At 65.4% G+C, this 18,471-nt stretch carries 14 protein-coding genes; 5 read left to right on the top strand and 9 right to left on the bottom strand.

All coding sequences use genetic code 11. The features are described 5' to 3' along the window. Nucleotides 1-252 precede the first annotated feature (252 nt). The 4 genes from OCH239_RS14185 to OCH239_RS14170 are packed head-to-tail and all read left to right on the top strand — an operon-like array spanning nucleotide 253 to nucleotide 4,839. Entirely contained in the window at nucleotides 253-1,206 is a 954-nt protein-coding gene (locus tag OCH239_RS14185; RefSeq protein ID WP_037263984.1) for an ABC transporter permease, read from the top strand. Further along, nucleotides 1,203-2,180, top strand: coding sequence for an ABC transporter permease (locus OCH239_RS14180; protein ID WP_051489488.1), 978 nt, complete (start codon nucleotides 1,203-1,205; stop codon nucleotides 2,178-2,180). Before OCH239_RS14185 ends, OCH239_RS14180 begins: the two co-directional genes overlap by 4 nt. Further along, nucleotides 2,180-3,688 carry a sugar ABC transporter ATP-binding protein gene (locus OCH239_RS14175; RefSeq protein ID WP_037263981.1) on the top strand — a complete coding sequence of 503 codons (1,509 nt, stop codon included), beginning with the start codon at nucleotides 2,180-2,182 and terminating at the stop codon, nucleotides 3,686-3,688. The genes OCH239_RS14180 and OCH239_RS14175 overlap by 1 nt, the downstream gene beginning before the upstream one ends. 5 nt (nucleotides 3,689-3,693) lie before the next feature. Continuing rightward, on the top strand, nucleotides 3,694-4,839 hold the full coding sequence (locus OCH239_RS14170) for a Gfo/Idh/MocA family protein (RefSeq protein WP_037263979.1): 1,146 nt from the start codon (nucleotides 3,694-3,696) through the stop codon (nucleotides 4,837-4,839). Nucleotides 4,840-5,009: 170 nt separating this feature from the next. Here OCH239_RS14170 and OCH239_RS14165 read toward each other — a convergent pair whose 3' ends face one another. The 5 genes from OCH239_RS14165 to scpA all read right to left on the bottom strand — a co-directional run bounded on the left by OCH239_RS14165 (nucleotide 5,010) and on the right by scpA (nucleotide 14,167). Then, complete coding sequence (locus OCH239_RS14165) at nucleotides 5,010-6,344, bottom strand: sigma-54-dependent transcriptional regulator (protein WP_037263976.1); 1,335 nt, start codon at nucleotides 6,342-6,344, stop codon at nucleotides 5,010-5,012. Continuing rightward, entirely contained in the window at nucleotides 6,341-8,245 is a 1,905-nt protein-coding gene (locus OCH239_RS14160; RefSeq protein WP_051489487.1) for a sensor histidine kinase, read from the bottom strand. Before OCH239_RS14160 ends, OCH239_RS14165 begins: the two co-directional genes overlap by 4 nt. A gap of 128 nt (nucleotides 8,246-8,373) precedes the next feature. Beyond that, entirely contained in the window at nucleotides 8,374-10,620 is a 2,247-nt protein-coding gene (locus tag OCH239_RS14155; protein ID WP_037263973.1) for a TRAP transporter permease, read from the bottom strand. Nucleotides 10,621-10,692: 72 nt separating this feature from the next. Further along, complete coding sequence (locus tag OCH239_RS14150) at nucleotides 10,693-11,685, bottom strand: TAXI family TRAP transporter solute-binding subunit (protein ID WP_037263970.1); 993 nt, start codon at nucleotides 11,683-11,685, stop codon at nucleotides 10,693-10,695. Nucleotides 11,686-12,034: 349 nt separating this feature from the next. Continuing rightward, nucleotides 12,035-14,167 carry a methylmalonyl-CoA mutase gene (gene scpA, locus OCH239_RS14145; RefSeq protein ID WP_037263967.1) on the bottom strand — a complete coding sequence of 711 codons (2,133 nt, stop codon included), beginning with the start codon at nucleotides 14,165-14,167 and terminating at the stop codon, nucleotides 12,035-12,037. A gap of 249 nt (nucleotides 14,168-14,416) precedes the next feature. Between scpA and OCH239_RS14140 the strand changes: the two genes are divergently transcribed. Continuing rightward, complete coding sequence (locus OCH239_RS14140) at nucleotides 14,417-14,863, top strand: DUF4174 domain-containing protein (protein WP_037263964.1); 447 nt, start codon at nucleotides 14,417-14,419, stop codon at nucleotides 14,861-14,863. 48 nt (nucleotides 14,864-14,911) lie between these two features. Here OCH239_RS14140 and OCH239_RS14135 read toward each other — a convergent pair whose 3' ends face one another. From OCH239_RS14135 to OCH239_RS23300, 4 genes are all read right to left on the bottom strand, one after another. After that, complete coding sequence (locus tag OCH239_RS14135; RefSeq protein ID WP_037263963.1) at nucleotides 14,912-16,912, bottom strand: acetyl-CoA carboxylase biotin carboxylase subunit; 2,001 nt, start codon at nucleotides 16,910-16,912, stop codon at nucleotides 14,912-14,914. 141 nt (nucleotides 16,913-17,053) lie between these two features. Further along, a complete protein-coding gene (locus OCH239_RS14130) occupies nucleotides 17,054-17,266 on the bottom strand; it encodes a hypothetical protein (RefSeq protein ID WP_037263960.1) in 213 nt (70 codons plus the stop codon). Between the two features lie 391 nt (nucleotides 17,267-17,657). Next, nucleotides 17,658-18,017 (bottom strand): hypothetical protein, encoded by a 360-nt coding sequence (locus tag OCH239_RS14125; protein WP_037263958.1) that lies wholly within the window; start codon nucleotides 18,015-18,017, stop codon nucleotides 17,658-17,660. An 81-nt stretch (nucleotides 18,018-18,098) separates the two neighbouring features. After that, nucleotides 18,099-18,242 carry a hypothetical protein gene (locus tag OCH239_RS23300; RefSeq protein ID WP_169733015.1) on the bottom strand — a complete coding sequence of 48 codons (144 nt, stop codon included), beginning with the start codon at nucleotides 18,240-18,242 and terminating at the stop codon, nucleotides 18,099-18,101. Between the last annotated feature and the right edge of the window lie 229 nt (nucleotides 18,243-18,471).

Raw genomic sequence — 18,471 nt, 5'->3', positions numbered from 1 at the left:
CCTCATGCTGCTCTTCCTCCTCGGTGGCGACCCCGTTGGCAGCTCTGCGGGGGCTCGAGATACATTTTCGGCAGGCAGGCCGGTCAAACAATCGCTCAAATATCCAAAACTGATCGTCTGCGGACCGTTGATCCGGAGGGAAATCCGTACGCCCCAATCTCCTCTTGAGGGAAGTCGATCCATTTTGGATTTTTTGCAGGTTCATGAGGCTGCGGGCTGTGGCTACCCTGCGCTCAAGGAGGAGGTTCGAATATGGAACAGAGGGTAGGAAGCGTGTTGCGCAGGCATGGCCTGATTATTGCTTTCCTGGTTTTTCTCGTGGGCGTCGCGGTCAATGCGAGTGCGTTCCTGACGCCGGGGAACATCATGGACGTGCTGCGCCAGGTCTCGATCACCGGACTGATGGCCGTCGGCGTGACGTTCGTGGTGCTGACCGGACGGCTCGATCTCTCGGTCGGATCGCTTCTCACGCTCCTGACGGTGATCGTGGTCGATCAGCACAACGTCGTCGGTCCTTTTCCGGCGATCATGATGACGCTGCTTGCCGGGGCGTGCATCGGCGCCTTCAACGGGGTGCTGGTCGGCTTCGTCGGGCTGAACGCACTGATCGTGACCCTCGCGATGCTGTCCTTTCTGCAGGGCCTCGTGCTGTTCTACTCCGGCGGCTCCAACGTCAACGTCGAGAACGCGCAAGCCACCTGGTTCGCCGTCTTTGGCCGCGGGACGTTCCTCGGCCTGCCGGTCCCGGTCGTGATCTTCCTGCTCGGAGCCCTGATCGCCGGGCTGGTGCTGCAATTCACCAGCTTCGGGCGAAAGGTCTACGGCGTCGGCGGCAACGAGACCGCGAGCATCTTCTCGGGCATCGATGCGCGCTGGACCGTGTTCTGGACCTACGTGATCTCGGGGCTCGCAACCGGCGTGGCCGCCATCGTCATGGGCAGCCGCGTCATGGGCGCCCAGAACACCATCGGCCAGGGCTACGAGCTGACGGTCCTCGCCGGGATCATTCTCGGCGGCACCTCGCTTCTGGGCGGCTCCGGCAGCATCTGGCGCACGGTCATCGGCATCTCGATGCTGGGCTTCATCCAGAACGGTCTGCTGCTGCTCGGCTTTCCCTACTACGTCCAATGGCTCGTCACCTGGGTCATCATCATCATCGCCGTCTGGATCGATCTGGGCGCCAAGCGCGGGAGGATCTTCGCATGAGCCTGACCTCAACGGACATCCGCAGCGGATCGCACCTCCGGATCGGGCTGTCATGGCTCCTGCGCAACCACATCTGGGTGTTCCTGGCGCTGACGGTCGCCGTCTTCTCGCTGGCGAGCCCGTATTTCCTGACCGCCAACAATATCGGCAACATCCTGACCCAGGGCGCGTTCATCGGAATTCTCGCGATCGGCATGACCATGGTGATGATCGACGGAGAGATCGACCTCTCCGTGGGCGCGACCCTGGCCCTCGCCTCGGCGCTGGCGATCGGGCTGCAGACGCATATCGGCATCTGGCCTGCGGTCTTCGTGGGCCTTCTCTCCGGTGCCGCGCTGGGTTTCTTGAACGGCACTCTGGTGGCCCTGTCGGGCATGCATTCGTTCATCGTCACGCTCGGCGGACTGATCGGCATCCGCGGGCTCGTCTTCGTCTACACCGGAGAGAACGCGCTGATGGTGCCCGACTTCAGCTACACCGAAATCCCCGAGATTTATCTCGGTCCGATCTCCATGACCGCGATCATCTTCTTTGGGCTGGCCTTCTTCTTCCAGTGGATCCTGTCGAGCACGCGTCACGGTCGGGAGACCTACGCCGTGGGGGACAACATCGAGGCCGCGCATGACGCCGGCATCAACGTGAAGCGTCACAAGATCATCAACTTCACGCTCTGCGGTACACTGGCGGCGGTCTGCGGCATCCTGCTGTCGATGCGCCTCGGCACCGCGGAGCCCAATGCCGGCAGGATTTGGGAGCTCTGGACCATCATCGCTGTCGTGCTCGGGGGAACGCGCCTTCAGGGCGGCTTCGGCAGCATGTGGATGACGATCGGCGGCGTCCTGACGCTTGCCGTCCTGCGGAACGGGCTGCGCCTGCTCAACACCCCCAATTACGTCGAGCTCATGGTCATGGGTGCGGTTCTCATTCTGGCCCTCGTTCTCGACAAACTTCTGAAACGCCAGGAGGCCACGTGATGAGCCAAGCCATTCTGAAGGTCGAAGGCATCACCAAGACGTTTCCCGGGGTCAAGGCGCTCGACAACGTCAGCTTCGACATCCGTCCGGGCGAGGTCCACGCGCTCGTGGGGGAAAACGGGGCAGGCAAGTCCACCCTGATGAAGACCCTCGCGGGTCTGCACAGATGCGACGGCGGCGAGATCTTCTATCAGGGTGCGCCGCTCAGTCTGTCCGGACCGCTCGACGCGCGCCGCAAGGGCATCCTTCTCATCCATCAGGAATTGTCGCTCTCGCCGGAACTGTCCGTCGCGGAGAACATCTATCTCGGCGCCTGGCAGACCAACCGCTTCGGCATGCTGAAGAAGCGCGAATTGCGCCGCAACGCCACCACCGCCCTCGAGGCGCTCGGCTGCGGCTTCGGTCCGGATGTCCGCTTGGGCACGCTGTCCGTCGCCATGCAGCAGATGGTCGAGATCGCCCGCGCCGAGGCGTTCAGCGCGAACGTGGTCATTTTCGACGAACCGACGGCCTCCCTGACCGACAGCGAGAAGGACCAGCTGTTCCAGACGATCCGCGGGCTCAAGGCGCGCGGCGTCGGCATCGTCTACATCTCGCACAAGATGGACGAGATCTTCGACATCACCGACCGGATCACCGTGCTGCGCGACGGACAGGTTCAGGGTACGGTCGATACCGCGGATACCGACCTGAACCAGATCACGCGGATGATGATCGGCCGCACGCTCGACGCCTATTTCGTCAAGGCCAAGGCCGAGTTCGGCGACGAGGTCCTGCGCGTCGAGGGACTGAGCAAGCGGGGCCTTTTCAGCGATGCCTCGTTCTCGGTGCGCCAGGGCGAGGTTCTGGGACTCTACGGTCTTGTCGGCGCCGGCCGGTCCGAGTTGGTCGAGACGGTCTTCGGCGTGCGCAGGGCCGATGCCGGGAGGCTCTTCTGGAAAGGCCGCGAGATCGACTGGCCGACTCCCCGGCAATCCATCGACATGGGCATGGCGCTGGTGCCCGAAAGCCGCAAGGAACAGGGCCTCGTCCTGATGATGGGCGGTCGCGAGAACACCTCCCTGCCCCACCTGCGGCGGTTCTCCGATCTCACCGTGATGAACCGGGCCAGGGAAATGGCGGTCTACGAGAAATACCGCTCGGCCCTGTCGATCAAGACGACAGGCCCGGACCAGGCGGTGTCGCAACTGTCTGGAGGGAACCAGCAGAAGTTCGTGCTGGCCAAGTGGCTCTGCGCCGAGCCAGGGCTGATCATCCTCGACGAGCCGACCCGCGGCATCGACGTCGGCTCGAAGTCGGCGATCCACGAACTGATCGCCGATCTCGCCGAGCAGGGCCTCGCGGTGATCGTGATCTCCTCGGAGATGCCGGAGGTCTTGGGGGTGAGCCACCGCGTGCTGGCCATGTCGGAAGGCAGCATCGTCGCCGAATTCAAGGGAGATGCGATGACCGAGGAACATCTGATCGACTCCGTTTCGCATGCCCGCGAACCGGTCGCGGCGGAGTGACCGGCATGGCTGACGTGAAACGAAAGGACCGGATCGGGATCGGCCTCATCGGGTCCGGGTTCATGGGCCGCTGCCATGCCAATGCGTTTGCGGCTGCGCCGGTGCTGTTCGATCTTCCCGCGATGCCTGTCAGGGCGATCCTTGCCGATGCGACCGAGGAGGCCGCGGAGGCCGGCGCGCGCGCATTGGGATTCGAGCGCGCCACAGCGGACTGGGAGGCGCTGATCTCCGACGACGCGGTCGACATCATCGCGATCACAGCCCCGAACGTGCTGCACGAGCCGATGGCCATGGCCGCCATCGCGGCGCGCAAGACGGTCTATTGCGAGAAGCCGCTGTCGATCACAGCCGCCTCGGCGCGGCGAATGACCGAAGCCGCCGAGGCCGCCGGCGTCGTCACGTCTGTCGGTTTCAATTTCCTGCGCAACCCTATGATCCGGCTCGCCAAGGACATCATTACGTCCGGCGAGATCGGTGAAATCACCGGGTTTCGTGGCCGGCATGCGGAAAACTACATGGCCAGTCCCGATGCGCCGCATTCGTTTCGGACCGATCCCCTGGGCGGAGGGGCAGTAGCGGATATCGGAAGCCACATCATCTCGATTGCGCGCTATCTTTTGGGACCGATCGCCGAGGTCAGCGCCGATTGCCGGACGATCTACCCAGACCGGCCGGTCAGCCACCGCTCGGCGGAACGGCGCGCCGTAGAGGTCGACGACATGACCCACGCGCTGGTGCGGTTTGCAAGCGGGGTCTCCGGCAGCCTCGAGGCGAACTGGGCGGCCACGGGCCGGACGATGGATCTGTCCTTCGAGATCAGCGGCTCCAAGGGCGCCGTCGCCTTCTCGCAAGAGCATATGAACGAGCTTCTGGTCTTTTCGGGTTCCGGCGCATCCGCAGGTTACAAGCGCATTGAGGCTGGGCCCCTGCATACGCCCTACGACCGGTTCTGTCCGGCCCCCGGACACCATCTTGGCTTCAACGATCTGAAGGTGATCGAGGTCGCCGATCTGATCGAGAGCCATGTGTCGAACGGCCAGTGTATGCCCGATTTCCGCGAGGCTCTTGCCGTCCAAGAGACCGTCGAAGCGATTCAAGAGGCGTCCAAAGCCCGGACATGGGTTCGCTTCAGCACTAGCAGAAGCATGTAGGCGGGTCGGTGGTCGCGTCAGAAGGATCGTGGATTGCCTGTCAGCGCGGGCGCTTTCGACAGCTGGAACGCGCTACCAAACGTTTGAGGTTACCCGTCGGGGCAGCTTCGAATTAAGAGACACCCGTCCCGCCACGCCTGTCCTGAGCGGGTCCGGCCAATGCCCGGCGATCAGGTCGCGAACTCCTCGCGGCGCAGGCCGTGTTTCTGCATCTTGTCGTAGAGCGTCTTGCGCGACAGGCCGAGGGCCTCGTAGGTCTTCTTGAGGCTCCCGTTCTGAGCGGTCAGCGTCGCCGCGATGATGTCGCGCTCGATGCGGTCCATGCGCTCCGGAAGGGTCTGTCCGCTGGCGGACTCTGTCGGCCTGTCGCTCTCCAAACCCAGGACGAAGAGCTCTGCCGCGTTGCGCAGCTCCCGCATGTTGCCCGCCCAGGTTCGGTTGCCCAACGCGATCAGATGCTCGGGCGTGATCGCGGGCACGGGCTTCCGGAAGCGTCGAGCCGCATCTGTCACGAAGCGGTGGAACAGCCCCGGCAGATCTTCCCGCCGGTCGGACAGCGCCGGGAGGTGGATGGTGACGGGGTTGATCCTGTAAAGCAGATCGTCCCGGAACGCGCCCGCCGCGACCAGCGGCTCGAGCGGCGACCGGCTGGACGCAACGAAGCGCGCCTCGAGCTGCACGGGCTCGGAGGCACCCAGCGGCAGGACCGCCCGGTCCTCGATGACGCGCAGGAGCTTGGCCTGGAGGGACAGCGGCACCGATCCGATCTCGTCGAGGAAGATCGTCCCGCCCCGCCCGTGTTCAAGACGGCCGATCCGGGACCGGCCGGCGCCCGGAAAGGCGCCCGAGACGTAGCCGAAAAGCTCGATCTCGATCTGGGATTCCGGCAGCGCGGTCAGATTGACGGTGACGAACGGCCCCTCCCGCCCCTGGCCACTCATGTTGTGGATCGCGCGCGCGACATGTTCCTTGCCCGTCCCCGTCGCGCCGACGATGAGGACGTCGATCATGCTTTCCGCGATGGTCTCGACCTTGCGGCGGAGCTCGACGATCGGGGCGGATTGGCCGAGGATCAGACCTTCGAGCGGATTGCCGGCCGTCGCCGTTTCGCGCAACTCGCGCAATTCCAGCACCATGCGGCGGTGCTCGATGCCGCGGTCGATGGAGCTGGTCAGCCGGTCCTTGGCGAAGGGCTTCTCGATGAAATCGAAGGCGCCCTTGCCGAGGGCCTCGACCGCGAGCGGGACGTCGCCGTGGCCGGTGATCATGACGACCGGGATCGCCATGTCGATCTCGAGAACGGCGTCGAGGAGCTGCAGACCGTCCATTCCGGGCATCTTGATGTCGGACACGACGACGCCGCCGAAATTCGGGCCGATCCGTTCGATCGCGCGTTCGGCGCGGGCGAAGGCGAGAACCTCGTGGCCCGCCAGTTCGAGCGTCTGGCCGAGCGAGAGGCGGATGTCCTCGTCGTCGTCCACCAGAATGATGTCGGGATCGCTCATGCGCCGCTCCGTTCCGCTTCGGCGGAGCGCAGCGTGACCGTCACGCGGGCGCCGCCCTCGGCCCGTGTTTCCGCGGCCATCGTGCCGCCGAAGTCGCGCACGATGTTGAAGCAGATCGAGAGGCCGAGGCCCAGCCCCCGCCCGACCTCCTTGGTGGTGAAGAACGGATCGAAGATCCGGTCCGCCACCTCTTCGGGGATGCCTGTGCCGTTGTCCTCGACGATCAGGTGCGCCCGATCGTCCTGCGACGCCAAGCGGATGGTGATCCGCGGCGAGCGATCTTCGGGAACGGCATCGATCGCGTTTCCGATCAGGTTCATCGCGACATGCTGAAGTCGGGTTTCGCCGCCCATGACGACGAGGCCCCGCGTGCCCTCGCGGAGGATTTCGGTGTCCGATCGCTCGATCCGGCCGGACAGGAGGGCGAGCGCCTCGTCGATGACGGCGTCGATCTCGACCGCGTGCATGTCGTTGTCGGACTGACGGGCGAAGCGGTTGAGGTGTTTCGACAGCTGCGCCATGCGTTCCGTCAGCCTCAGGACCCGTTCGAGATTGTCGGACGCCCGCTCCTTCTTGCCCGCTTCGTGGAAGGCGGCGGCATTCTCGACATAGGTGCGGATGGCCGTCAGCGGCTGGTTGAATTCGTGGCTGAGCGCCGCCGACATCTGTCCGAGCGCCGCGAGCTTGCCGGCCTGCACGAGTTCGTGCTGGGTCTGCCGAAGGGTCGTCTCGGCCGCGCGGCGCTCCTTGACCTCGGTCTCGAGGGCGACGGTGCGGACAGCGACGCGGCGTTCGAGTTCGCGCTCGGCGCGCTCGCGCTCGTTCAGCCGCTCGATCAGGCGCCGGCGCCGTCCGAGCGCAAGGGCGCTCAGGGCCAAGGTGGTCAGACCGAGCGAGAACGTCACGAGGCTCCATGTCAGGATCGAGCCGCGGGAGGTCGCGGTGTCGTAGAGAAGGTGCAGGGTCCACGGGTTTTGGGTGAGCGCCTGGGTCAGGTGCAGGTAGGTCTGCTGCGCCCCTGCGGTGTCTTTTACGGGCGCGCGCACCAGCGGCCTGTCGGGCCCCCAGCTGCCCGAGGCTTCGATGGGGGCAGGCTCCACGCGGTCCAGATCGAAGCGGCGGGTCTGCGTGATCGTGTCGATGTTTTCTGCCGTGAGCGCCCCAAGCGACGACAGCCGCAGCTCTTCGAGGTTCGAGATTATGATGACGCCGGTCTCGTCGGTCACGAAGGCACTGTGCGGCGTGCTGGCCAGGGCGAGTTCGAGCGGTTCGATCGAGATCTTGACCACCGCCACGCCAACGACCGTCGCGCCGTCCCGCACCGGCGCGGACACGTAATAGCCGCGCAGGCCGGACGTCGTGCCTAGGGCGAAGAGGTGGCCCGCCTCGCCCTGCATCGCGTCCTGGAAATAGGGCCGATAGGAGAAGTTCTGACCGACGAAACTGACATCCGTTTCGGCGTTGGATGCCGCGACGGTCGTGCCATCGGGCGCCATGAGGTAGATGTCGGAGGTCTGCGTGCGGTCCTTCCAGATCTCCAGCTCGCGGTTCAGCCAGCCGAGATCCGCGGCCCCCAACCCGTTCGCCATGACGGCAACGACGCGCGGATCGCGGGCCAGAAGATGCGGCAGCGGGGTGTAATGCGAGAACCAGCTGTCGACCATCTCGGCCATGCCGGTCGTCGCCGTGCGGGCCCGCTCCGTCGCCCGGTCCTGAAAGAAGCCGGTCAGGACCGTGAGCCCCAGAAGCACAAGCACCGCGGCGGCGGCCGCGTAAAGGGTGAGCATGCGCCAGGCGGCCATCCGTTTGCCCAGACGTATCGTCTTCTGCATCCGCGCGGCGCTGTCGAAGGGAGCGTCGCTGCTGCGGTGCGCTTGGGCTGCGGCTGTGTCCTCACTCATGGTCTGTCGTCGCGCTTCGCTGTCCTGTCATTCTCGATCGGAATTTTCGTCCACGCAACGGAGGGACTGCCCTGCCGGGCAAAGCCGGCGGCGCGCGCCTCGAGGTCCGGGCGCGCGCCGCACATCGTTCAGCTCGTTCTCGCCTTGTCCCGGCCGCGCAGCAGCTCCGTTGCGGTGATCTCCGCGTCGCGGAACCGATGCATCGCATAGGCGGCGGCAACGAAGACGAGGCCCAGAAGATCGCTCAGCACCCCCCCTTCAATCAGCGACAGAGCGGCCAGCACGAGAAGGACCCGCGTGACGTAGCCCGCGCGCCCGAGGATGAACCACCCCTGCACGCCCCCGGACAGCAGGTAGACGCCGATGATCGAGGTGATGCCGGCCCGGATGATCTCGACCCACGTGCCGTCCATGAGGATCGCCGCGTTGTAGAAGAACATGAAGGGCACGATGAAGGCCGCGATCCCGATCTTGAACGAGGCGACCGACGTCTCCATGGCGTTGGAGCCCGAGATCCCCGCCGCCGCGTAACTCGCCAGCGCCACGGGAGGCGTGATCGCGGACAGGACAGCGAAGTAGAAGACGAAGAAATGCGCCGTGAGGGGCTGGATCCCGAGCTGCACGAGGCCGGGCGCCACGACCGAGGCTGCAACCGCATAGGCGGCGGTCGTCGGCATCCCCATCCCGAGGAGGATCGAGATGCACATCGCGAAGAAGAGCGCCAGAAGCTGCGAGGTCGAGGCGAGATCCAGAAGCACCGAGGAGAAACGCGCACCGACGCCGGTGAGGCTGATGACCCCGACGATGATGCCGGCGCAGGCGCAGACCGCGATGATCTGGATCGACATGACGCCGCCCATCTCGAACGCCTTGCCGATCTTCCGCGGGCCCATGCGGTGGGCCGTCAGCCAGCTGACCGCGACGGCGGCGAGCGTGGCGTAGACGCCCGCGCGGATGACCGAATAGCCCATGAAGAGCGCGACGATCAGGATGACGATCGGGATGAAGAGGAAGATCTTCTTCATCAGCGCGCGCGTCGAGGGGATCTCGTCCTCGCTCATCCCCTCCATGCCGAGCTTCGCGGCCTCGAAATCGACCATGAAGTAGACCGACACGAAGTAGAGGACGGCCGGAATGATCGCGGCGATGGCGATCTCGGTGTAGGGAATGCCGGTGATCTCGGCCATGATGAAGGCGCCTGCCCCCATGATCGGCGGCACGATCTGTCCGCCCGTCGAGGCCGCGGCCTCGATCGCGCCGGCGGTCTTCTTCTTGTAGCCCACCTGCTTCATCAGCGGGATCGTCAGGGACCCGGTGGCGACCACATTGCCCGCCGACGTGCCGTTGATCATGCCCATGAGGCCGGAGGCGAAGATCGCGACCTTCGCCGGACCGCCCCGCGCCCTGCCCGCGAGCGAGAAGGCGAAGTTGACGAAATAGTCGCCGACCTTCGAGGCCTGGAGGAACGCAGCGAAGATGATGAAGAGGATGATGTAGGTGGACGACACCGCGGTGGTCGGGCCGAGGATGCCGGCGTCGGTGTAGAGCTGGCTGAAGAAGCGCCCCCATTCGATCGGCGGGGAGTTCAGGAACCCGGGAAGGAACTGGCCGGTGAAGACGTAGACCAGGAAGAAGGCCGAGATCACGACCAGCGCGAGGCCGGCGACGCGGCGCGTCATCTCGAGGATCAGCGCGCTGCCCGCCACGGCGGCCATCGAGATGCCGATGGGCGCGAAGGGTGTGCCGGTCGAGTTGCGCATCAGCGTGCCGTAGATGGTGATCAGGTAGACCGCGACCGACACCGCGCAGACCGAAAGGACGAGGTCGGGGATGGCGAAGCCCGAGCGGACGCGCCGATGCCACCAGCTCAGTCCGATGCCGCCGAACGTGGCGAGCCAGAGCGGCGCGCCGTAGAGCCACGTCTCGCGGAACTTGATCGTCGGGTCCATTCCCGTCCACTGGACGCCGGAATTGATCATCAGCGCGAACCAGATCGCCACGATCAGCGACAGGACGGCCGGGATCCCCAGGGCGAGGGCGAGAATGCCGATCAGCCGGGTTTCGCCTCTCTCGTTCTCGGGAAAGGCGTTGGGGGCGTAGAACAGGAAGCCGAGGATCAGCGCGCCGGCCACGTGGACGATGCGGAAGTTCCAGGTTTCCATCGGAAAGGTCGGCAGGAAGGGCAGATCGATCCCGGTCATGGAAGAGATCGACAATCCGGTGAGGGCCGCCATGTGGAACGCCGCGTAAAGGCCCGCGGCCACGGCGACGGTGGTGAAGCGCCATCCTTCGAACACCCGCCGGTTGCCCTCGACCACCTCGTCGTCGACGCCTGCGGCGATGTTTCGTTCTTCATCCAGTGTGGTCTGGGACATCTCGTACCTCCTGCCGATTTATGACGGATCCGGGCCCGCTCGCACGGGCCCGGATCCGGATGCTCCCAGGCGTCAGCCGCCGAAGACCATCTCGTCGGAAATCTCGACATCGGTGTTCTCGCGGAACCACGCGGCGGCACCGGGATGCCACGGCAGAACGGTGTTCTTGTCCACGTTCTCGGGAACGGTCGACTCGGCCGCACGGTGGATGTTCACCATGCGCTCGTTGTCGGACATGACGACCGCGACGGCTTCCTTGACGAAGCTTTCGGGCAGGTCACAGCTTGCGATGGCGAAATTCCACATCGACACCGAGCGCGCGGGCTCGGAGAGGGTCGAGTAGGTATCGGCCGGGATCTCGAACTCGGCGACCGGGAAGGCCTCCATGAGCTGCTGCTGCTCTTCCTCGGTGTATTCGATGATGTTGACGTCGGTCTGCACCTCGAGCTGGCTGACGGCCGGAACCGGGATGCCCGCCGCAAAGGCGATCACGTCCAAAAGCCCGTCCTGCAACTGGCCGCCGAGGTCGGACCAGCCGCCGTTGCGTCGCTCGTAATTGACGCCGAGCGTGTCCATCATCTGCGGGAAATAGGTGTCGGAGGTCGAGCCGGCCGGCCCGAAGCCGATCCGTGCGCCGTCGGGGATATCCGAGATGCTCTCGATGCCCGAGGAGCTGAGCGCGGTGACCGAGAACGGCGTCTGGTACATCGGGAAGATCGCGCAGGCATTGGTCATCTCGAGACCGGGCGCGATCGGGTTGGAGCCCTCCATGCTCTCGCGTGCGGGCCCGAGCGTCGTCATGCCGAAGGCGAGATCGCCGGTGTGGACGAGCGCCATGTTCTGCATCGGTCCGCCGGTCACCTCGGCGCCGCCCGAAAGACCCAGCTCGTCGGCGACGAGGTTGGCCCAGCCCGAGCCGTAGGCGAAATAGGTGCCGCCCTGGCTGGCGGTGCCGACCGTGAAGCTGGACGGCCAATCCGAACGATCAACGTCCTGCGCTCCGGCCGGAACGGCGATACCGAGGGCAAGCGTGCAGCCGGCAATGGTCAAAACGTGGTTATTCATCGAGACTCCTCCAATTTCGACGAAGCGCCACAGAATGCGCGCTCCCGTCGGCCGCAACTAAGACAGAGAATATCCGACATGCAAAATATGCATGGCTTGTCTGGACGATTTTTTCCGCCTTCCGAGGTCGAGACGTTCCCTCGATCACCCATCACCCGGATCACCGCGGGTAGAAACCTTCACACTCGGCTTCCGCCCATTCGCGCCTGGGTATGCGCTGCGGGAATGAAGATCGCGCATAGGGCGACATCGCTTCTGCCGATGAGGCAACGATTCGTTAAATCCGGATATGACCGTCGCAATCGCCTTGTCGTCCGGAGCGGCCGCCTTGCGGGAGGCCGCCCGGTCCTTATGCGCAGCGTGCTTCGCGGATGAGGCGGAGGATGTCCTGCGCGGCTTCGGGGATGTTCGTCCCCGGCCCGAAGATGGCCTTCACCCCGGCCTTCTGCAGGAACGCGTAATCCTGCTGCGGGATCACGCCGCCGCAGATGACGAGGATGTCCTCTGCCCCCTGTTCCTTCAGCGCCTCGATGAGCTGCGGCGCGAGCGTCTTGTGACCTGCCGCCTGGGACGAGATGCCGATCACGTGGACGTCGTTGTCGACCGCGTCCTGCGCCGCCTCCTCGGGCGTCTGGAAGAGCGGGCCCACGTCGACGTCGAAGCCGATATCGGCAAAGGCCGTCGCGATCACCTTCGCGCCGCGGTCATGGCCGTCCTGCCCCATCTTGACCACCAGCATGCGCGGCCGGCGGCCCTCGTCCTCGGCGAACTGCTCCACCGACTTCTGGATCGCGGCGAAGCCCTCGTCGCCCTCGTAGGCCTTGCCGTAGACGCCGGCGAGCGTCTTCACCTCGGCCCGGTGACGGCCGAACACCTTCTCCATCGCCATGCTGATCTCTCCCACGCTGGCGCGCGCCCGTGCGGCTTCGACCGCGGCGGCGAGCAGGTTGCCGTCTTCCGCCGCGACGCGCTCGAGCTCGGCGAGCGCGGCGTCGCATTTTTCCTGGTCCCTGCTGTCGCGGATGCGCTTCAGCGCGGCGATCTGGCTGTCGCGCACGACCGAGTTGTCGATGTCGCGGATATCGAGATCGTCCTCCTTGGCGCGGCGGTACTTGTTCACGCCGACGATGACGTCCTCGCCGCGGTCGATCATCGCCTGACGCGTCGCCGCGGCCTCCTCGATCCGGAGCTTGGGCATGCCCGAGGCGACCGCCTTGGTCATGCCGCCCATTTCGTCCACTTCCTCGATCAGCTCCCAAGCCTTCTCTGCAAGGTCGTGGGTCAGCTTCTCGACGTAATAGGAGCCGGCAAGCGGATCGACGACGTTGGTGACGCCGGTTTCTTCCTGCAGGATGAGCTGGGTGTTCCGCGCGATCCGGGCCGAGAAATCGGTCGGAAGCGCGATCGCCTCGTCGAGCGCGTTGGTGTGCAGCGATTGCGTGCCGCCAAGCACCGCGCTCATCGCCTCGTAGGCGGTGCGGATGACGTTGTTGTAGGGGTCCTGCTCGGACAGCGACACGCCGGAGGTCTGGCAATGGGTGCGCAGCATCTTCGAGCGCGGGTTCTTCGCGCCGAGATCGGTCATGATCCGGTGCCAGAGCATCCGCGCCGCGCGCAGCTTCGCCGCCTCCATGAAGAAGTTCTTGCCGATGGCGAAGAAGAACGACAGCCGCCCCGCGAACTTGTCGATGTCCATGCCGCGCGCCACGGCGGTCTCGACGTATTCCTTGCCGTCCGCGAGCGTGTAGGCGAGCTCCTGCACGAGGTTCGCCCCGGCCTCCTGCATGTGGTAGCCGGAGATCGAGATGGAGTTGAACCGCGGCATCTCGGCCGAGGTGTACTCGATGATGTCCGCGATGATCCGCATCGAAGGCTCGGGCGGATAGATGTAGGTGTTGCGGACCATGAACTCCTTGAGGATGTCGTTCTGGATGGTCCCCGAGAGCACGGACTTGTCGTGGCCCTGCTCCTCTCCGGTGACGATGAAATTCGCCAGCACCGGGATCACCGCGCCGTTCATGGTCATCGACACCGACACCTGATCGAGCGGGATGCCGTCGAAGAGCACCTTCATATCCTCGACGCTGTCGATCGCGACGCCCGCCTTGCCCACGTCTCCGACGACGCGCGGATGGTCGCTGTCATAGCCGCGGTGGGTGGCGAGGTCGAAGGCGACGGAGACGCCCTGCTGACCGGCATCGAGCGCGGCGCGGTAGAAACGGTTGCTCTCCTCGGCGGTCGAGAAGCCGGCATATTGCCGGATCGTCCACGGGCGACCCGCATACATCGTCGCCTTCACGCCGCGGGTGAATGGCTCGAACCCCGGCACCGTGCCGAGATGCGGCAGGTCCCGGACGTCCTCCTCGGTGTAGAGCGGCTGGATGTCGATGCCTTCCAGCGTCTTCCACGTCAGCTCCTCGACCGGACGGCCCTTGAGTTCCTTCTCCGCCAGCGCTCTCCACTCGTCCTTGGTCGCACTCATCGTCCTGTCCTCCTGTCTGCACCCGCGGCGTCGCGGTCGCTGCCGCCGTCGCCGGACCGGGGTCCTTCTGATATCATGCGGGGGGCGCTGCACGGGCATGCCGCTGTCCCATCGGCCACCGGCGCGCCCCCTGCCCGAGGCGCCCGCAGGGCAGCCCGGCGGGCGAGAAAGCTGTTAACGTTAAAATTTTCGTGGCCATACGTCGCAGGGCGATACCCAAGACGCGGCCCTCCGCCTATATCTGGTGCAATGACCCGAACATTGTCCCTGATCGCCGCTCTCGTTCTTTCGGCCCTGCCCGTTCTTGCCGCGGACGGCGCTGCCACCGACGAGCTGATCGTCCCGGCGGAGGGACGCACGCTCGAGGAGTTCCGCTGGATCAAGCGGCCGGTGGTGGTGTTCGCCGACAACCCGGCCGATCCGCAATATGTCCAGCAGATGCAGTATATCACGGAACGGGCGGAGGCCCTGCTCGCACGCGACGTCGTGGTCCTGACCGACACCGATCCCTCGGCGCGCTCCGAGATCCGTGAGACGCTCCGTCCGCGCGAGTTCATGCTGGTCCTCATCGACAAGGACGGCAGCCGCATCCTGCGCAAACCCTTTCCCTGGGACGTGCGGGAGCTCTCGCGCTCCATCGACAAGCTGCCTGCCCGCCAGCAGGAAGTGCGCGAGGGGCGGACGCGCAGCGAGTGACCGAAGAGCCCCGGGCGGGCGACGCTGGCGGCGGCGTCTCTCATGGCGTCACTCGAATTCCATGATCACGTCGTCGACGGCGAGGCTGTCGCCCTCGCCCGCGTTGACCTTGGAGACCTTGGCCTTCCGCTCGGCGCGCAGGATGTTCTCCATCTTCATCGCCTCGACGGTGGCGAGCGCCTGGCCCTCCTGAACCTCGTCGCCCTCGCCCACATGCAGCTTCACCACGAGGCCCGGCATCGGGCAGAGCAGCATCTTCGAGGTGTCGGGGGCCTGCTTTTCCGGCATCAGGCGCGCAAGCTCGGCCTGCCGGGGGGTGCGGACATGGACCTTGAAATCCGCGCCGCGGGCCCGGATGCGGAAGCCGCCCGAGATCTTGCCGACCTTCATCACCAGAGGCTCGCCATCGACGGTCATCCGCGCAAGCTGGTCGCCGGGCGTCCAGCCCCCCTCGACGCGGTGGGTCTTGCCGTCCGAAAAGCGGACGGTGGATCCCTCGCGGTCGGCGTCGATGGTCATGTCGAAATCGGTGCCCTGAAGCGAGACGTTCCAGGCGTCGCCGATCTTGCGTTCGTGGTTGTCCATCGTGCCGGAGATGCGCGCGCGCCGGATCTCGGCGACGCGGTTCATCGCCGCCGTAGCCGCGGCAATGCGGCAAAGCGCGGCCTCACCAAGCTCCACGCCCTGAAAGCCCTCGGGATATTCCTCCTGGATGAAGGCCGTGGTCATGTCGCCGGAGACGAATTTCGGGTGATCCATCACCGCCGACAGGAACGGCAGGTTGTGTCCGATCCCCTCGACCTCGAAGCCGTCGAGCGCGTTGCGCATGCCCTCGATGGCCTCGGCGCGGCTCGGCCCCCAGGTGCAGAGCTTGGCGATCATCGGATCGTAATACATGCTGATCTCGCCGCCCTCGAAGACGCCGGTGTCGTTGCGCACCACGGCGCCCTCGACATCCAGCTCTTCCGGGGGGCGGTAGCGGGTCAGGCGGCCGATCGAGGGCAGGAAGCCGCGATACGGATCCTCGGCATAGAGTCGGCTCTCGATCGCCCAGCCGTTCAGCTTCACGTCGTCTTGCGTGATGCTCAGCGCCTCGCCGTTCGCGACGCGGATCATCTGCTCCACGAGGTCGACACCGGTGATGAGCTCCGTCACCGGGTGCTCGACCTGGAGCCGCGTGTTCATCTCGAGGAAGTAGAAGTTCTTGTCGCCGTCGACGATGAACTCGACCGTGCCGGCGCTGGTATAGCCGACGGCCTTGGCGAGGGCGCAGGCCTGCTCGCCCATCTTCTTCCGGGTTGCCTCGTCGAGGAAGGGCGACGGCGCCTCCTCGATCACCTTCTGGTTCCGTCGCTGGATGGAGCATTCGCGCTCGCCGAGATAGATGCAGTTGCCGTGCGCGTCGGCGAGCACCTGGATCTCGATATGACGCGGCTGCGTCACGAACTTCTCGATGAAGATCCGGTCGTCGCCGAAGCTGTTCTTGGCCTCGTTCCTCGAGGACTGGAAACCCTCGCGCGCCTCCTCGTCGGTCCAGGCGATGCGCATGCCCTTGCCGCCGCCGCCGGCGGAGGCCTTGAGCATGACCGGATAGCCGATCTCCTGGCTGATCTTCACCGCCTCGTCGGCATCCTCGATGAGGCCCATCACGCCCGGCACTGTCGACACGCCCGCGTCCTGCGCGATCTTCTTGGAGGTGATCTTGTCGCCCATCGCCTCGATGGCGCCCTTGGGCGGTCCGATGAAGGCGACGCCCTCGGCCTCGAGCGCCTCGGCGAATTTCGGGTTCTCCGACAGGAAGCCGTAGCCCGGATGCACTGCCTGCGCGCCCGAGCTGCGGATCGCCTCCATCACGTTCTCGATCACGATGTAGGACTGGTTCGCCGGCGCGGGGCCGATCCGGACCGCCTCGTCCGCCATCTCGACATGCAGCGCGTTCCTGTCGGCGTCGGAAAAGACCGCCACCGTCTTGATGCCCATCTGGCGCGCGGTCTTGATGACGCGGCAGGCGATCTCGCCGCGGTTGGCGATCAGGATCTTGTCGAACATCTCCGTCCCTTTCGGTGCATTGGTCTTGGCGTCGCCCTCTCCGGGCGGACGCGGACATGAAAAAGGCCACCGGAGCGCGAAGCTCCGATGGCCGAAAACTTTCTGGTTCCGCGGCGTGGCGCCGCGCCAGGGGTCGTCAGATCAGCGGCAGATGCCGGGCGTGACGTCGTCGCAGACGGTGCCGCCGACAGCGCCGACCGCTGCACCCACGGTGCCGTCGCCGCCGGTCGCGCGGTCGACGAGGTAGCCTGCACCAGCACCGGTTGCGGCGCGCGGCAGATCCGACGTCTCACACGCAGCGAGGCCTGCGCCCATGACACCGACGAGTGCGGTAAGTTTTGCGATCTTGAGCATGGAAGAATATCCCTTCGTTCCCGTTGCACGTCCTTATGGTACGCGGTGGCAACTCTTTTCCGTCGTTCGCAGTTCCGAGAAAAGCCCCGGATCACGAGGGCTTGAGCAGAAGGCCGCTGTGATGCGACCCCATGCGCGAATGTCCGCCCATTGCCGCCGGGGCAGGCCCTGCCGGAAAAAAAACCGGGGGTCCGCACGCGATACGTACGAGACCGCCCGGCAGGGGTAGGGGTACGGTGTGCGAACGGGCCGGCATGGGCCGACCGCGATGCTGTCGCCCCGTTACGGGACGGCCTCACGTTTGCAAACGCCTTGGCACCCGGCAAGACCTGCACGCACGCTGTGCGTGTCTCGGCCCTTTCCTGCCCAACCGATATTACGTTCGGCAGGATCACGCCCAGAAATCCGGGTCAAAGGCATCGGGAAAGGAGGCGCGCGCCGCCTTCTCATCGATGACAAGCATGGCCTCGTAATCGGCCGGATCAAAGGGATCGTCGTAGGCGAGAACCTCGCGGCCGAACAGCCACGACAGGCGCCCCGCATCGAGGTTGCCGCGTTCGAAGGGTTCCGTGCCGAACTGCTGCCAGAGCGCCGCCATGAAATAGAGATCGGCGCGTCTGTCGGGCGGCCGGCGATCTGCATAGCGGTCGCGCCGGATGATCGGCGTCGCCCCCTTGGGGTTCGCTCTGCGCAGGGTGAACTGGTAGTCGGAGCCGGGAAGACGGCTCGGAAATCCGCGGTGCTTCAGCATGGGGCCACCTCCGCCGCAGCGAAGGCCCGCGCGGGCCCGGGGGTCGGGACGGATCGGAGGCCGATCCGTCCCCCGTTCCGATTACTTGTACTTGCCGGTGTAGACCGGCTCTTGGGTGACCGGCTCGGGCTCGACGACGACGTACTCTTCTTCCTGCTGGCCGCCGCATGCGGACAGAGCTGCGACAAAACCGAAGAGGGCGGCAAACTTAACGATGTGGGACATTCTCGTCTCCTGTCAGTGTTCCATGAACGGCGGTCGCCGTAATCGGCGGGCCGTCTTGCAAGAAATGTAGCGGTCACATTCCTGCGACCACCCCCGACGCTAACGAAATTTTCGGGGTTTGGATACGTGACGGCGCGACAGCCCGCGGCATGTGGCGCGCAAGACGCACAATTCGGGCGACGCGAAGAACGCATCCCAAGATATTGTGTGAACACAAGAAAAGCTCCGA

Origin of the sequence: Roseivivax halodurans JCM 10272 (genome assembly GCF_000521785.1) — a bacterium.
Lineage (GTDB): Bacteria > Pseudomonadota > Alphaproteobacteria > Rhodobacterales > Rhodobacteraceae > Roseivivax > Roseivivax halodurans.
The sequence above is the reverse complement of the archived record's forward strand: the minus strand, read 5'-3'. Positions and strand labels throughout refer to the sequence as shown.

Coding starts and splice junctions, on each gene's coding strand:
- OCH239_RS14130 (WP_037263960.1), bottom strand. CDS start 17,266: ATGCTCAAGATCGCAAAACTTACCGCACTCGTCGGTGTCATGGGCGCA.
- OCH239_RS14150 (WP_037263970.1), bottom strand. CDS start 11,685: ATGAATAACCACGTTTTGACCATTGCCGGCTGCACGCTTGCCCTCGGT.
- OCH239_RS14140 (WP_037263964.1), top strand. CDS start 14,417: ATGACCCGAACATTGTCCCTGATCGCCGCTCTCGTTCTTTCGGCCCTG.
- OCH239_RS14175 (WP_037263981.1), top strand. CDS start 2,180: ATGAGCCAAGCCATTCTGAAGGTCGAAGGCATCACCAAGACGTTTCCC.
- OCH239_RS14165 (WP_037263976.1), bottom strand. CDS start 6,344: ATGAGCGATCCCGACATCATTCTGGTGGACGACGACGAGGACATCCGC.
- OCH239_RS14135 (WP_037263963.1), bottom strand. CDS start 16,912: ATGTTCGACAAGATCCTGATCGCCAACCGCGGCGAGATCGCCTGCCGC.
- OCH239_RS14155 (WP_037263973.1), bottom strand. CDS start 10,620: ATGTCCCAGACCACACTGGATGAAGAACGAAACATCGCCGCAGGCGTC.
- OCH239_RS23300 (WP_169733015.1), bottom strand. CDS start 18,242: ATGTCCCACATCGTTAAGTTTGCCGCCCTCTTCGGTTTTGTCGCAGCT.
- OCH239_RS14170 (WP_037263979.1), top strand. CDS start 3,694: ATGGCTGACGTGAAACGAAAGGACCGGATCGGGATCGGCCTCATCGGG.
- OCH239_RS14125 (WP_037263958.1), bottom strand. CDS start 18,017: ATGCTGAAGCACCGCGGATTTCCGAGCCGTCTTCCCGGCTCCGACTAC.
- OCH239_RS14185 (WP_037263984.1), top strand. CDS start 253: ATGGAACAGAGGGTAGGAAGCGTGTTGCGCAGGCATGGCCTGATTATT.
- OCH239_RS14180 (WP_051489488.1), top strand. CDS start 1,203: ATGAGCCTGACCTCAACGGACATCCGCAGCGGATCGCACCTCCGGATC.
- OCH239_RS14160 (WP_051489487.1), bottom strand. CDS start 8,245: ATGAGTGAGGACACAGCCGCAGCCCAAGCGCACCGCAGCAGCGACGCT.
- scpA (WP_037263967.1), bottom strand. CDS start 14,167: ATGAGTGCGACCAAGGACGAGTGGAGAGCGCTGGCGGAGAAGGAACTC.